This window comes from Streptomyces sp. NPDC059443 (assembly GCF_042750105.1).
Classification (GTDB): domain Bacteria; phylum Actinomycetota; class Actinomycetes; order Streptomycetales; family Streptomycetaceae; genus Streptomyces.
Genome location: NZ_JBHYVM010000012.1, coordinates 147,417 through 160,221, shown reverse-complemented (window position 1 = coordinate 160,221; position 12,805 = coordinate 147,417). Strand labels below are relative to the sequence as shown.

At 69.8% G+C, this 12,805-nt stretch carries 14 protein-coding genes; 2 read left to right on the top strand and 12 right to left on the bottom strand.

What is annotated here, in order from left to right; translation table 11 throughout:
* Window positions 1–226 precede the first annotated feature (226 nt).
* Window positions 227–1,396 (top strand): Ig-like domain-containing protein, encoded by a 1,170-nt coding sequence (locus tag ACFXDJ_RS14700; protein ID WP_384651029.1) that lies wholly within the window; start codon window positions 227–229, stop codon window positions 1,394–1,396.
* A gap of 165 nt (window positions 1,397–1,561) precedes the next feature.
* Here the strand turns inward: ACFXDJ_RS14700 and ACFXDJ_RS14695 are convergent, their stop codons facing one another.
* The 12 genes from ACFXDJ_RS14695 to ACFXDJ_RS14640 form a co-directional block, all read right to left on the bottom strand.
* Entirely contained in the window at window positions 1,562–2,449 is an 888-nt protein-coding gene (locus tag ACFXDJ_RS14695) for an amino acid ABC transporter permease (RefSeq protein WP_384650976.1), read from the bottom strand.
* Window positions 2,446–3,090, bottom strand: a complete 645-nt coding sequence (locus ACFXDJ_RS14690) for an amino acid ABC transporter permease (RefSeq protein WP_384650974.1) — start codon at window positions 3,088–3,090, stop codon at window positions 2,446–2,448. Before ACFXDJ_RS14690 ends, ACFXDJ_RS14695 begins: the two co-directional genes overlap by 4 nt.
* A 17-nt stretch (window positions 3,091–3,107) precedes the next feature.
* On the bottom strand, window positions 3,108–3,995 hold the full coding sequence (locus tag ACFXDJ_RS14685; protein WP_384651027.1) for a glutamate ABC transporter substrate-binding protein: 888 nt from the start codon (window positions 3,993–3,995) through the stop codon (window positions 3,108–3,110).
* 73 nt (window positions 3,996–4,068) lie between these two features.
* Complete coding sequence (locus tag ACFXDJ_RS14680; RefSeq protein ID WP_384650972.1) at window positions 4,069–4,812, bottom strand: amino acid ABC transporter ATP-binding protein; 744 nt, start codon at window positions 4,810–4,812, stop codon at window positions 4,069–4,071.
* Window positions 4,813–4,919: 107 nt separating this feature from the next.
* The gene (locus ACFXDJ_RS14675) at window positions 4,920–5,360 is read right to left on the bottom strand and encodes a DUF6278 family protein (protein ID WP_384650970.1); all 441 of its coding nucleotides are present in this window, start codon (window positions 5,358–5,360) and stop codon (window positions 4,920–4,922) included.
* 64 nt (window positions 5,361–5,424) lie between these two features.
* The gene (locus ACFXDJ_RS14670) at window positions 5,425–6,204 is read right to left on the bottom strand and encodes an exodeoxyribonuclease III (protein ID WP_384650968.1); all 780 of its coding nucleotides are present in this window, start codon (window positions 6,202–6,204) and stop codon (window positions 5,425–5,427) included.
* Window positions 6,205–6,234: 30 nt separating this feature from the next.
* A complete protein-coding gene (locus ACFXDJ_RS14665) occupies window positions 6,235–6,867 on the bottom strand; it encodes an MBL fold metallo-hydrolase (protein WP_384650966.1) in 633 nt (210 codons plus the stop codon).
* Window positions 6,868–6,905: 38 nt separating this feature from the next.
* A complete protein-coding gene (locus tag ACFXDJ_RS14660; RefSeq protein WP_384650964.1) occupies window positions 6,906–7,493 on the bottom strand; it encodes a hypothetical protein in 588 nt (195 codons plus the stop codon).
* Window positions 7,490–8,650: an ROK family glucokinase gene (locus ACFXDJ_RS14655; protein WP_384650962.1), complete on the bottom strand. Its 1,161-nt coding sequence runs from the start codon at window positions 8,648–8,650 to the stop codon at window positions 7,490–7,492. The genes ACFXDJ_RS14660 and ACFXDJ_RS14655 overlap by 4 nt, the downstream gene beginning before the upstream one ends.
* Window positions 8,651–8,666: 16 nt before the next feature.
* Window positions 8,667–9,533 (bottom strand): ATP-binding cassette domain-containing protein, encoded by an 867-nt coding sequence (locus ACFXDJ_RS14650; RefSeq protein WP_384650960.1) that lies wholly within the window; start codon window positions 9,531–9,533, stop codon window positions 8,667–8,669.
* Window positions 9,530–10,564, bottom strand: coding sequence for an ABC transporter permease (locus ACFXDJ_RS14645; RefSeq protein WP_384650958.1), 1,035 nt, complete (start codon window positions 10,562–10,564; stop codon window positions 9,530–9,532). The genes ACFXDJ_RS14650 and ACFXDJ_RS14645 overlap by 4 nt, the downstream gene beginning before the upstream one ends.
* Complete coding sequence (locus ACFXDJ_RS14640; RefSeq protein WP_384650956.1) at window positions 10,561–11,571, bottom strand: sugar ABC transporter substrate-binding protein; 1,011 nt, start codon at window positions 11,569–11,571, stop codon at window positions 10,561–10,563. The genes ACFXDJ_RS14645 and ACFXDJ_RS14640 overlap by 4 nt, the downstream gene beginning before the upstream one ends.
* A gap of 220 nt (window positions 11,572–11,791) precedes the next feature.
* On the opposite strand from ACFXDJ_RS14640, the gene ACFXDJ_RS14635 reads away from it, so the two are divergent.
* Window positions 11,792–12,796: a Gfo/Idh/MocA family oxidoreductase gene (locus tag ACFXDJ_RS14635; protein WP_384650954.1), complete on the top strand. Its 1,005-nt coding sequence runs from the start codon at window positions 11,792–11,794 to the stop codon at window positions 12,794–12,796.
* The last annotated feature ends 9 nt before the right edge of the window (window positions 12,797–12,805 follow it).

Below are 12,805 nucleotides of genomic sequence, written 5' to 3'. Positions count from 1 at the left end.
TCCATGACCGAAGTGCGCGGCGATTGTGACCGGACGATGACCGTTTCGCTGCGGTGCACGTCACAACTGAAACCTTCATCTTTTTCGAATATCGCGCAACCTACAGTTGGGTCGTTCGCATCTCCAATGACGGACGATCATTACTTCGGAGGGGTTTTCGTTGAGCCGCACACGCCGTACCGCACAGCCGAGCCGTCGGGCCTTCTCGTTGCGCGGCCGCCACGCCATGGCGGCCGGCACCGTATTGCTGGCCGCCGCGCTGACCGCCTGTGGCGGCGGTTCCGGAGCCGCGGGGAGCGGAGCCAAATCGGAGATGAAGAAGAAGGCCGACATGGCGATATCGGTGAACCTCACCGGCGACGCGGTCAAGGCCGGCGAGCCGGTGACCGTGACGGTCGCCGAGGGACACCTCTCGACGGTGAAGGTGACGGACGCGGCCGGCGGTGAACTGGCCGGCCAGATAGCCGCCGACGGCAAGTCCTGGAAGTCGGAGCGCAACGCGTCGGCCGGCGCCGAGTACAAGGTCGAGGCGCAGAACACCGACAGCCAGAGCGCGACCACCACGTTCAAGACCACGGCCGCCGACAAGGTGAACAAGGTCTCGATCAACGTGCCCAAGGGCAGCACCGTGGGCGTGGCCATGCCGGTCTCGATCGTCTTCGACAACCCGGTGAAGAACAAGGCCGAGGTGGAGAAGCAGCTGAAGGTCACCACCTCGGACAACACCGAGGGTTCCTGGGGCTGGATCAAGGATTACTCGGGCAAGGACCGGGTGGACTGGCGGCCCAAGGAGTACTGGAAGTCCGGGACCGACGTGAAGGTCCAGATGAACCTGAACGGGGTGGACTCCGGCACCGGCGGCGGACTGTTCGTCAAGGACTACAACACCGAGTTCAAGATCGGCAAGGACCGCCGGGTGAAGGTGGACCTCGACACGAAGAAGATGTCGGTCACCGAGGACGGCAAGGACGTCGAGACCATACCGGTGTCGGCCGGCACCCCGGGCGGCAAGAAGGCGTCCTGGGACGGAAAGATGGTGTTGATGGCCAAGGAGGGCACCATCCGGATGGACTCCCAGACGGTGGGCCTGGGCGATGCCTACGACAAGATGGTCGACTACTCGATGCGGTTGACCTGGTCGGGCATGTACGTGCACGCCGCGCCGTGGAACACCGCCAACTTCGGCCGTGCCAACACCAGTTCCGGCTGCGTGGGCATGAGCGACGAGAACGCCAAGGCCTTCTACGCCAGGGCCCAGGCCGGCGATCCGGTCGAGGTCGTGGGTGACGGCTCGAAGGGCAACGCGGACCTCGGCAACGGCTACGGCGAGTGGAACCTGTCGTGGGACCAGTGGAAGGCCAAGAGCGCCCTGACCGGAGCCCCGGCGAACGGCTGACGGCTGGCGACTGACGGCCGACGGCTGACCGCTGAGGTCCGAGCACAGCCCGACCGGCGCGCAGCTGACCTTCTCCCCGCCGCGCACCGATCCCTCGTACGTCTCGGTGCCGTCGCGCGAGCAGTGATCCGCGGCTGCCGCCGGGCCGGGTGTGGCTCTCGGGGCCTACAGGAGCGGCGCGCCCGGCAGGACCGTGCCCGGCTCGGCCGGGGCGACCTCCACCGCCTTGGTCTTCGGGCTGCGCCGCTCGCGCCGGGCCACCCAGGTGGCGAACCAGGACAGCAGCATGCACATGCCGATGTAGATCGGCGAGATGATCATCACCACGGGGATGAACGGCAGGTCGTAGTCGAGGTTGGAGGCGATCAGCTTGCCCGCGTGCAGGAACTCCTCGTAGGTGATCAGGTAGCCGAGCGAGGTGTCCTTCAGGGCCACCACCAGCTGGCTGATGATCGTGGGCAGCATCGCCCGTACCCCCTGCGGGGCCAGCACGTAGGTCATCACCTGGGTCTTGCGCATGCCCAGGGCGTACGCGGCCTCGCGCTGGCCCTGCTCCACCGAGTTGATCCCGGTGCGGAAGACCTCGGCCAGCACCGAGCCGTTGTACAGGGTCAGTCCGGCCACCAGCGCGGGCAGCGGCTGGACCTTGAGCGCGACGAAGATGAAGAAGATCATCACCAGCACCGGCATGGCCCGGAAGAACTCCACGCACAGCGTCGACAGCCAGCGCACCGGCCGGTGGACCGAGAGCCGGCCGGTGGCGAGCACCGCGCCGAGGACGACCGAGAGCACCGAGGCGTAGGCGAAGGCCTTGAGGGTGTTCCAGAGCCCCTTGAGCAGCAGCTCCTGGATGCCCTTGTACTCGAAGGGGGTCCATTTGGCGGCCGTGAACTGGTCGGTGTCGAAGAGCAGGTAGAGCAGCCAGCCGAGCAGTCCCAGGATGACCGCCGTCGAGGCGATCCCGTAGAAGAAGTGGCGGCGCCTGGCGCTCGGGCCGGGCAGGTCGTAGAGGGCGGTGGACTCCAGGTCCCCGTGGAGCGCGTGCGCGGTCATCGGGCGACTCCGTAGCGCTTCTCCAGCGCGTTGAAGAGCGCGCTGATGGACAGGGTGATGATCAGGTAGCCCACGGCGATCCAGACGAAGGTCCAGATGATGCTGTAGCCCAGCTCGTTGAGGGTCTTGTAGGTGCCCAGCAGCTCGGTGACGCTGAAGGCGCCGGCGATCGCCGAGTTCTTGGCGAGCGCGATCAACGTGGAGCCGACGGGCGGGATCACGGAGCGGAAGGCCTGCGGGAGCACGACCGTGCCCAGGGTCTGCCCGAAGGACATGCCCAGGCTCCGGGCCGCCTCGCCCTGGCCCTTGGGCACGGTGTTGATGCCGGAGCGCAGGGCTTCGCAGATGAAGGCGGAGGTGTAGCAGCCCAGCGCGAGGACGGCGAAGAGCTGGAAGGGCAGGACCAGTCCGAAGCGCGGCAGGCCGAGCAGGACGGCGAAGAAGAGCAGGGTGAGCGGGGTGTTGCGCAGGATGGTCACCCAGACGGTGCCGAAGACCCGGAAGGAGCCCACGGGGGCGACGCGGAAGGAGGCCATCAGGAAGCCGAGGACCAGGGCGACGAGCGAGGCGTAGAGCGTGAGCTCGACGGTGCCGAGGAAGCCCTTCCCGTAGAGCGCGAAATTGTCGGTGAGTACGTTCATCGCGGTGTGCTCTCCCCTCAGCTCGCCGGGTAGCGGTCGATGGCGGGCGGCTTCGGGGCGGGCTCGCCGGACAGGCCGAGGGTGGCCAGATAGGCCTTCTTCCAGTTCCCGTTCTTCTCGTTCTCGGCGAGGGCGTCGTCGAGGGCGAAGCGCAGGGCGTTGTCGGAGCGCGGGACGCCGATGCCGTAGGGCTCCTCGGAGAAGGGCTTGCCGACCACCTTGAGCTCTTCGGGGACCTTGGCCGCGTAGCCGAGGAGGATGGAGTCGTCGGTGGAGACGGCGTCGACCTGGTAGGTCAGCAGGTTGTCCACGCAGACCGAGTACGTGTCGTAGGCGACGAGGACGGCGCGCGGGAACTCCCGCTGGAGCCGTTGGTACGGGGTGGAGCCGGCGGCCGAGCAGACCTTCTTGCCGGCGAGGTCCTCGGGGCCCTTGATCTTCGTCTCCCCCTTGCGCACGAGCAGCGACTGGCCGGCGAGGAAGTAGGGACCGGCGAAGCCGACCTGCTTCTTGCGGTTGTCGTTGATCGTGTAGGTGCCGACGTAGTAGTCGATCTGGCCGTTCTGCAGGGCCGTCTCGCGGTTGGCGGAGGCGATGGTCTTGAACTCCACCGTCTTGGGGTCGAAGCCGAGCGAGGCGGACATCATCTTGGCGATCTCGATGTCGAAGCCCGAGTAGCTGCCGCTCGCGGGGTCCTTCTCCCCCATGTACGGCTGGTCCTCCTTGGCGCCGACCACGAGGTGGCCGCGCCGCTTCGCCTTCTCCCAGGTCGGCGAGTCGGGCAGCTGGAAGCCGGCCGCGACCTCGTAGACGGGCAGATCCTCCGGCTGCGGCCCCTTGACCGGAGGGCTGCCGGACTTGCCGCAGCCGGCGACGGCTCCGAGGAGCACGAGGGTCAGCACCAGGGAGCGGGTACGGGTACGGGCGCGGGCGGACGGGCGGGGGCGGGGCTTGCCGAAGTGTTTCACCGGGCCGCCCTCAGTGCTTGAGGATCTTGGAGAGGAAGTCCTTGGCCCGGTCGCTCTCGGGGGCGGTGAAGAAGGCCTCCGGGGTCCGGTCCTCGACGATCCTTCCGTCGGCCATGAACACGACGCGATTGGCGGCGGAGCGGGCGAAGCCCATCTCGTGCGTGACCACGACCATGGTCATGCCCTCGGCGGCGAGCTGCTGCATGACCTCCAGCACCTCGTTGATCATCTCCGGGTCGAGCGCGGAGGTGGGCTCGTCGAAGAGCAGGGCCTTGGGGTTCATGGCGAGCGCACGGGCGATGGCCACGCGCTGCTGCTGGCCGCCGGAGAGCTGGGCGGGGAACTTCTCGGCCTGGTTCGCGAGGCCCACCCGGTCCAGCAGCTCCCGGGAGCGCTTGTCGGCCTCTTCCCGCTTGCGCTTCCTGACCTTGATCTGGGCGAGGGAGACGTTGGCGAGGACGGTCTTGTGCGCGAAGAGGTTGAAGGACTGGAAGACCATGCCGACGTCCGCGCGGAGCGCCGCGAGCTCCTTGCCCTCGGCGGGCAGCGGCTTCCCGTCCAGGGTGATGGTGCCCGACTCGATGGTCTCCAGCCGGTTGACCGCCCGGCACAGCGTCGACTTCCCGGAGCCGGAGGGGCCGATGACCACCACCACCTCCCCGCGGCCGACGGTGAGGTTGATGTCCTGGAGGACGTGCAACTTCCCGTAGTACTTGTTGACGTCCCGCAGCTCGATCAACGGATCGACGGCCATACGCTGCCCTGCCCACTTGTCGGTGTGTCGAGGTCAGCGCAAACTATCCAGCCGCGGAAGGGCACTTCACCTCGACACGCCTAAAAGCCGCATAAAGGGCCCCGGTCTCAGCCTTCCGAGGCTTCGGCGTACGCCTGGCTGAGCTCCGGGGAACCGGTCATCGCCCAGGAGACCCCGGACTCGATCACGTTCAGCTCGCGGCCCGAGGCCAGCCGGATCACCGGCTGGCCGTTGGGCCACACCTGCCAGCCGGCGCCCGGGATGGACCGGATGATCACGGTCCCGAGGTAGAAGCCCGCGTCGTTGCCGAGCCACGGGGTGATCTCCGGATCCCGCCGCCAGCGGGGCATCAGCTGGTCGAGCTCCTCCAACGAGCGTGGGCTCTCGTCGAGTTCGAGCCCGGCCGAGCGCGCGTGGGCGCGCAGCATCTCGCATTCCGCGAACAACTCGTTGATGCCCTCGGGGTCGTCCGCGAGGGCGGCGGCGAGTCCCGCGCCCCGTTCCGTTTCGTGCCGGTTCCGCCAGTTGGCCAGGAAAGGGATATTCATGGTCCCAGCCTGACACCCGGATCCCCGGTGGGCGACAGGGCGCGCCTGATCCGGGACGGACTGCCTAAACCTCCAGGTCCACGACGACCGGCGCGTGGTCGGAAGCACCCTTGCCCTTGCGCTCCTCGCGGTCCACGTAGGAGTCGGTGACGGCCTTGGCGAACGCCTCGTTCCCGTAGACCAGGTCGATGCGCATGCCCTTGTTCTTCGGGAAGGCGAGCATCCGGTAGTCCCAGAAGGTGTACGGCCGGTCGTACTTGAGCGGTCGCGGGAAGACGTCGGAGAGCCCCAGGGCCCGCAGCTGCTCCAGCGCCGCCCGCTCGGCCGGGGTGACGTGGGTGGAGCCCTCGAAGACCGACGGGTCGTAGACGTCCTCGTCGGTCGGGGCCACGTTGAAGTCGCCGAGCACCGCGAACGGGCGCTCCCCCGCCGCGTCTTCCGTGACGGCGGCGGTCAGCGCCCGGAACCAGTCCAGCTTGTAGTCGTAGTGGTCGTGCTCGACCTCGCGCCCGTTGGGCACGTACACCGACCAGACCCGCACCCCGCCGCAGGTGGCGGAGATGGCGCGGGGCTCCTGGGCGCCCTCGTACTCGGGCCCCCCGGGCAGGCCGACGACCACGTCCTCCAGGCCCACCTTGGAGAGCAGGGCCACCCCGTTCCACCTGCCGGTGGCGTTGACGGCCGACTCGTAGCCCAGCTCGCGCAGCTCCTCGTAGGGGAACTGCTCCTCGGAGCACTTGGTCTCCTGGATGCACAGGACATCGGTGCCGGAGCTCTCCAGCCAGGCCAGCAGGCGCGGCAGCCGGGCGGTGATCGAGTTGACGTTGAACGTGGCGATACGCATGCCCGACAACTTACCGCCCGGCACCGACAGTCACAGGTTCGTGGTGTCCCCGGCGGTGAGTCGGGTGTGCGGGGATCCCCCGAGCTTGTCCAGGGCGAAGTCGTAGATGGGCCGGGCGAGGTCGGCGAGGTAGGCGTCGTGGATGTCGATGGCCACGCGCGGCTTGACCTCGCGGACGTAGTCGATGACCTCGGCGATCTTGTTCCAGGGCGCGTGCACCGGGAGCATCAGCGTGTCCACGGGGGCCTGCGGCACGGTCAGCGCGTCCCCGGGATGGAAGACCGTGCCGTCCACGAGGAAGCCGACGTTGGTGACCCGGGGCATGTCCGGGTGGATCACGGCGTGCAGCTCGCCGTGGACCTGGACCTCGAACCCGGCGGCGCCGAAGGCGTCGCCGTGGCCGACGGTGTGCACGCGGCCCGGGTAGGCCGGGGCCAGCTTCTCGGCGACGCTGCGCAGGGTCCACAACTCGGTGCCGGGGTTCGCGTCGAGGGCGGCCCGCAGCCGGCCCTCCTCGAAGTGGTCGGGGTGCTCGTGGGTGACCAGCAGGACGTCCGCGCCGAGACCGGCGTCCGACTCGCTGAAGGTGCCCGGGTCGATGACGAGCGTGCGCCCGTCCTTCTCCAGCTGGACGCAGGAGTGCAGCCGCTTGGTGAGCATCATGATCCAAGGCTAGCGTCGCGGCCGCCGGCCCCTCGCGCCTACGGCACCGCCGTGGAGACCACGTACACCCTGGGGATCGCCGGCTCGGTGAGGTCCACGGTGATGTCCCGGGTCGGCCGGGGGTTCGGGGCGTCGAGGGTGACCCCGTACCAGGAGTTCGTGGGCTTCCAGACCCAGCCCGCGGCCTTGGTGTCCTCCGCGGAGATCGAGACTCCCGGGGTCAGCGCCGCGCGGCTGGTGCCACAGGCGGCCAGGAGGGCGTCGAGCTCTTCCGCCGTGACGGCGAACTGGACGTACAGGCGGCTGGTGTGCCAGTTGTTGGTCTCCAGGTACCCGACCCGCCAGGCCTTCGGCGGGATCGGGACCTCGTAGATGCTGCGCTGCACCGCGGTGGGCCAGGCCGTGCGCACCTTGACGGCCCCGACCCTGGCCGCCTTGTCGCGGCCGCTCTCGCGGCTCTGCTGCGCGGAGACGGCGAGGTAGCCGGCCGGGACTCCGACCAGCAGCAGGATGATGATCGCGGTGATCCAGCGGCGCCGCACCACGTGCTTGCGGTCCTCGGCGGGCAGCCGCGCGGGGTCCTCGTCGGGGGACTGGGCCTGGTGGGGCAGGGTCGGCGGGGTCACGGTTTTTCCTGCTCTTCGGGGGCTGCGGTGTCTCGTCGGCCGAACTGCGCGTAGCGCTCGTAGCGCTCCACCCGTCGGCGCGTGGCGCGGCGGAAGCGCCGGGCTACCAGTCGGGCGAGGTCGGCGGCGCCGACCATGCCGGCCTCGGGGCCGAGCTGGGCTTTGGCGATCCGGGCCTCGGGGCGGTAGCCGCGGCCGGTGAGGTGGCGGCGGAAGGCGTCGCGGGCGGGGCCGATCAGCAGGTCGTCGGCGGCGCTGACTCCCCCGCCGATGACGAAGCAGGAGGGGTCCAGGGCGGCGGCGAGGTTGGCGATGCCGACGCCGAGCCACTGGCCGATGTCCTGGAGGAGTTCGATGCACATGGCGTCGCCCTCGCGGGCCAGCTCGGTGATGAGCGGCCCGGTGATCTCCGAGACGTTGCCGCCGACCCGGGCGATGATGTTGTACGCGACCGGGGAGTCGGCGGCGGCCAGCTCGCGGGCCTCGCGGACCAGGGCGTTGCCGGAGCTGTACTGCTCCCAGCAGCCGCGATTGCCGCACGGGCAGCGGTGGCCGCCGGGGACGACCTGCATGTGGCCGAACTCGCCGGCCACGCCGTAGCGGCCGCGCTTGACCTGGCCGCCTTCGAGGATGGCCCCGCCGATGCCGGTGCCCAGCGTGATCATGACCAGGTGGTCCTCACCGCGGCCCGCGCCGAAGCGCCATTCGGCCCAGGCGGCGGTGTTGGCATCGTTGTCCACCATGACCGGGACCGCGAGCCGGGACTGGAGGGCGTCGCGCAGCGGCTCGTCGCGCCAGGCCAGGTGCGGGGCGAAGAGCACGCGGGAGCGGTCGGCGTCGACCCAGCCGGCCGCGCCGATGCCCACCGCGTGCACGTCGTGCCGGTCGGAGAGGTCCAGGACCAGCTCGACGATGGTGTCCTCGACCACCTTGGCGCTCTTGGACTTGTCTGGGGTCTCGGCCCGGATCTTCTCCAGGATGATCCCGTCGGCGTCGACCACACCGGCCATCACCTTGGTGCCGCCGATGTCGATGCCGACGGTCGGGACGCGCGGGGCGGTCAGGTGCGACCTGCGCTCACGGGTGCCGATGGTCCGCAGGACGGTGCCTCGCGCCGCCCCCCGGTGGGCGAGCGTGAAGTCCCGGTACGTGCTCATCGAGTCGTGTCGTCCCTCAAGGTGCGGTGGTGCCGGTGGTGCCCGGTGTGGGGCCGGATGCGCTGTCAGGTCCTGATTCTGCCACTCGCTCCAGTTCGTGGCTCAGCTCGTCCAGCTCGGACCCGCCCGCCATCTGCCGGGTGAGCTCGTCCAGGGTGATCGAGTCGCGGGTGTGGCTGCCCGCCATGGTGCCGCGCTTGAGCAGCACGAACCGGTTCCCGACCAGATGGGCGTGGTGCGGGTTGTGCGTGATCAGGACCACGCCGAGGCCCGCGTCACGGGCGGCGGCGACGTACTTGAGGACCACCCCGGACTGTTTGACGCCGAGGGCCGCGGTGGGCTCGTCGAGCACGAGGACCTTCGCGCCGAAGTGGACGGCGCGGGCGATCGCCACGCACTGGCGTTCGCCGCCGGACAGGGTGCCGATGGGCTGGTCCACGTCCCGCAGGTCGATGCCCATGCGCAGCAGCTCGGCGCGGGTGGTCTCGCGCATGAGCTCCACGTCGAGGCGGCGGAAGGGGCCGCGGCCCTTGGTCGGCTCGGAGCCGAGGAAGAAGTTCCGCCATACGGGCATCAGCGGGACCACGGCGAGGTCCTGGTAGACGGTGGCGATGCCGTGGTCCAGGGCCGCGCGCGGGTTGGCGAGCACGGTCTCCTCGCCCTCGATCTCGAAGGTGCCGGCGTCGTGCCGGTGCAGCCCCGCGATGATCTTGATGAGGGTGGACTTGCCGGCGCCGTTGTCCCCGAGAACGCAGGTGATCTCGCCCGCCGAGACCTCCAGGGAGACGCCCTGGAGGGCGCGGATGTTGCCGTAGTACTTGCTGACGTCGGTCAGCTTCACCAGGGCGGGCGGGCCCACCGGGATCGGGTCGGTCATCGTCATTTCGCCTCCGCCCGCTTGCGGACCCATGCGTTGAGCAGCGTGGCCAGCAGCAGCATCGCGCCGAGGAAGAACTTGAACCAGTCCGGGTTCCACTGCGCGTACACGATGCCGTTGCTGGTCATGCCGAAGATGAAGGCGCCCACGGCGGAGCCGATGGCCGAGCCGTAACCGCCGGTCATCAGGCAGCCGCCGATGACGGCCGCGATGATGTACAGGAACTCGTTGCCGACGCCTTCGCCCGACTGGACCACGTCGAACGAGAAGAGGATGTGCTGCCCGGAGATCCAGGCGCACAGGGCGACGCCCATGTACAGGCCGATACGGGTCTTCACAACCGGGACGCCGGTGGCGCGGGCGGCGTCCGCCCCGCCGCCGACGGCGAAGATCCAGTTCCCGGCGCGGGTGCGCAGCAGGATCCAGGTGGCCACGGCGACCAGGAGCAGCCACCACAGGATGGTGACCTTGAGGGTGACCGAGCCGATGTTCCACTGCGAGGCGAAGAGGGCGCGGGCGGAGTCGAAGCCCTCCATGTCGGCGATGGTCTTGGTGGAGACCGAACCGCTGATCAGCTTGGTGAATCCGAGGTTCAGGCCGGTCAGCATCAGGAAGGTGCCGAGCGTGATGATGAAGCTCGGAAGTTTCGTACGGGTCAGCATGAACCCGTTGAAGAACCCGATCGCCAGGGTGACCAGCAGCGACACGAGGACGCCGACCCAGACGTTGGCGGTCATCTGGTAGCTGAACATCGAGCTGAACAGCGCCGACGTGGTGACCATGACACCGGCGGAGAGGTCGAACTCGCCGCCGATCATGAGCAGGGCCACCGGGACGGCCATGATGCCGATGGTGGAAGCCGAGTACAGGATCGTGCTCAGGCTGGAGGCCCGCAGGAAGCTGTCGGCGGCGAAGGAGAAGAAGACGAAGACGGCGGCCGCGCCGACGACCGCGCCGAGCTCGGGCCGGCCGAGCAGCTTGCGGACCAGGGAGGTCGGGGCGAGCCGCTCGTCGACGGCGGTGGCCGTGCCGCTCATCGGCTGCCCCGCTTGATGAACTCCTCCAGCTTGGCGGCCTCGGCGGCGGTGACGATCTGCGGACCGGTCAGGACAGGGCGGCCGCCGCCGAGCACGTCCGCGTTGTAGCGGTTCAGCCAGAGCAGGTCGACGGCCTCGTAGCCCTGGAGGTAGGGCTGCTGGTCGACGGCGAAGCCGAGGGCGCCGGACTTCAGGTCGCGGGCCACGGAGGCGTTGAGGTCGAAGGTGTCCACCTCGGCCTTGCTGCCCGCCGCCTCCTTGGCCTTGACGGCGGTGGGGGCGAAGGGCGCGCCGAGGGTGACGATCGCGTCGATGTCCGGGTCGGCCTGGAGCTTGGCCTGGAGGGAGGCCTGGACGGACGGCATGTTGGTGCCCTCCACGTACAGGTTCTCCATCGCGCCGCCGAAGGTCTTCTTGGCCCCGGCGCAGCGCTGCTCGTGGCCCACGTTGCCCTGCTCGTGCAGGACGCAGACGGCCTTCTTCTTCCCCCGCTTGGTCAGCTCGGCGCCGACCGCCTCTCCGGCGATCTCCTCGTCCTGGCCGATGTGGGTGAGGGCCCCGTACTCGGCGGACTGGGCCGATCCGGAGTTGACCGTGATCACCGGGATGCCGGCCTTGACGGCCTTGGCGAGGACGTCCTTGAGGGCCTCGGGCTTGGCCAGGGAGACGATCAGCCCGTCGACCTTCTGGTCGATGGCGTTCTGGACGAACTGCGCCTGCTGCTGAGCCTGGTCGTCGTGGGCGTAGACGAAGTTGATGTTGTCCTTCGCCGCGGCCTCCTTGGCGCCCTTCTGCACGATGTCCCAGAAGGTGTCGCCATCGCCCGCGTGGGTGACCATCGCGAAGGTCCAGCGCGGGGTGGACACGGCGGGCCGGCCCGCCGCCTCGGCCTTCGCCCGATCCTCGGCCCGCTTGCCGCCCGTACTGCTGCAGCCCACGAGGGAGGCGCCCAGTACCGCCGCGAGCACCGCGCCCACGACGCGCACCCCTGTCCGAACCCTAGCCACGTCTGCCGTGCCTTTCCCTCGTCCTGCCGCCGCTGCCTCGCCGCGCTTGCCGAAGCGGTCATGTCCGTGGCGGTCACGGTTGAAGCGGTCATGTCTTTCGAGCCGCAGCCGCCCAGTATCCGTCACAGTGCACCATGCAAGGTCATCGGGGGCATCGCGGACCCTTCGGGACGCAGCCGGGCAGATTGACAGGTCCCCCGGACGGGGCCACGTTGAGTGCATGCGCATCGGGCTCATCGGAACGGGCCGCATCGGCTCCTTCCACGCGGCGGCGCTGGCCCGCCTGCCGGACGCGGGCTCGCTCCTGCTCGCCGACGCCGACCCCGCGCGGGCGGCCCGGCTGGCCGACCGGCTCGGCGCCACCGCCGCGCCCTCCGTCGGGCAGGTCTTCACCTGGGGCGTGGACGCCCTGGTGGTGGCCTGCTCCACCGAGGGGCACGCGGAGCTGGTCCTGCGGGCGGTACGCGGAGGGCTGCCGGTGTTCTGCGAGAAGCCCGTCGCCGCGGACCTGGACCGCACCCTGGCGGTGCTGCGCGAGGTCGCGGCGGTCCGCGGGGTGCTCCAGCTGGGCTTCATGCGCCGATTCGACGCGGGCTACGGCACGGCGCGCGAGCTGGTCCGCTCGGGCGCGCTGGGCCGGCTGCACACCGTACGGACCACGACGGCCGATCCGGCGCCGCCGGCCGCCGCGTACCTGGCCGCCTCGGGCGGGCTGTACCGGGACTGCCTCGTGCACGACTTCGACATGGTCCGCTGGGTGACCGGGCGCGAGGTGACCGAGGTGTACGCGACCGGCTCGGACGCGGGGCCGCCCCGGTTCCGGGAGGCGGACGACATCGACACCGCCGCGGCCGTCCTCACCCTGGACGACGGGACGCTGGCCACGTGCACCGGTACGCGGTGCAACGGCGCCGGGTACGACGTGCGGATGGAGCTGGCCGGGGAGCTGGACCAGATCTCCACCGGGCTGGACGACCGTACGCCCATCGCCTCGGCCGAACCGCACGGCCCGCCCCCGGCGACCAAACCCTGGTCCGGGTTCCTGGAACGGTTCGCCCCCGCCTACGAGGCGGAGCTGGCGGCCTTCGTCCGGCTGGTGCGCGGCGAGGGCCCCAATCCGTGCGACGGCCCCGAGGCGCTCGCCGCGTTCCGGGTGGCGGAGGCGTGCGAGCGCTCGCGCCGGGAGCGGCGCCGGGTCGCACTGGAGGAACTCCCCGGTCTGTGACGTCGGCGT

What these genes read in the sequence shown, in the direction of transcription:
- ACFXDJ_RS14665 (WP_384650966.1), bottom strand. Translation starts at nt 6,867, where the DNA reads ATGATGCTCACCAAGCGGCTGCACTCCTGCGTCCAGCTGGAGAAGGAC.
- ACFXDJ_RS14700 (WP_384651029.1), top strand. Translation starts at nt 227, where the DNA reads ATGGCGGCCGGCACCGTATTGCTGGCCGCCGCGCTGACCGCCTGTGGC.
- ACFXDJ_RS14645 (WP_384650958.1), bottom strand. Translation starts at nt 10,564, where the DNA reads ATGAGCGGCACGGCCACCGCCGTCGACGAGCGGCTCGCCCCGACCTCC.
- ACFXDJ_RS14635 (WP_384650954.1), top strand. Translation starts at nt 11,792, where the DNA reads ATGCGCATCGGGCTCATCGGAACGGGCCGCATCGGCTCCTTCCACGCG.
- ACFXDJ_RS14695 (WP_384650976.1), bottom strand. Translation starts at nt 2,449, where the DNA reads ATGACCGCGCACGCGCTCCACGGGGACCTGGAGTCCACCGCCCTCTAC.
- ACFXDJ_RS14680 (WP_384650972.1), bottom strand. Translation starts at nt 4,812, where the DNA reads ATGGCCGTCGATCCGTTGATCGAGCTGCGGGACGTCAACAAGTACTAC.
- ACFXDJ_RS14690 (WP_384650974.1), bottom strand. Translation starts at nt 3,090, where the DNA reads ATGAACGTACTCACCGACAATTTCGCGCTCTACGGGAAGGGCTTCCTC.
- ACFXDJ_RS14675 (WP_384650970.1), bottom strand. Translation starts at nt 5,360, where the DNA reads ATGAATATCCCTTTCCTGGCCAACTGGCGGAACCGGCACGAAACGGAA.
- ACFXDJ_RS14670 (WP_384650968.1), bottom strand. Translation starts at nt 6,204, where the DNA reads ATGCGTATCGCCACGTTCAACGTCAACTCGATCACCGCCCGGCTGCCG.
- ACFXDJ_RS14655 (WP_384650962.1), bottom strand. Translation starts at nt 8,650, where the DNA reads ATGAGCACGTACCGGGACTTCACGCTCGCCCACCGGGGGGCGGCGCGA.
- ACFXDJ_RS14650 (WP_384650960.1), bottom strand. Translation starts at nt 9,533, where the DNA reads ATGACGATGACCGACCCGATCCCGGTGGGCCCGCCCGCCCTGGTGAAG.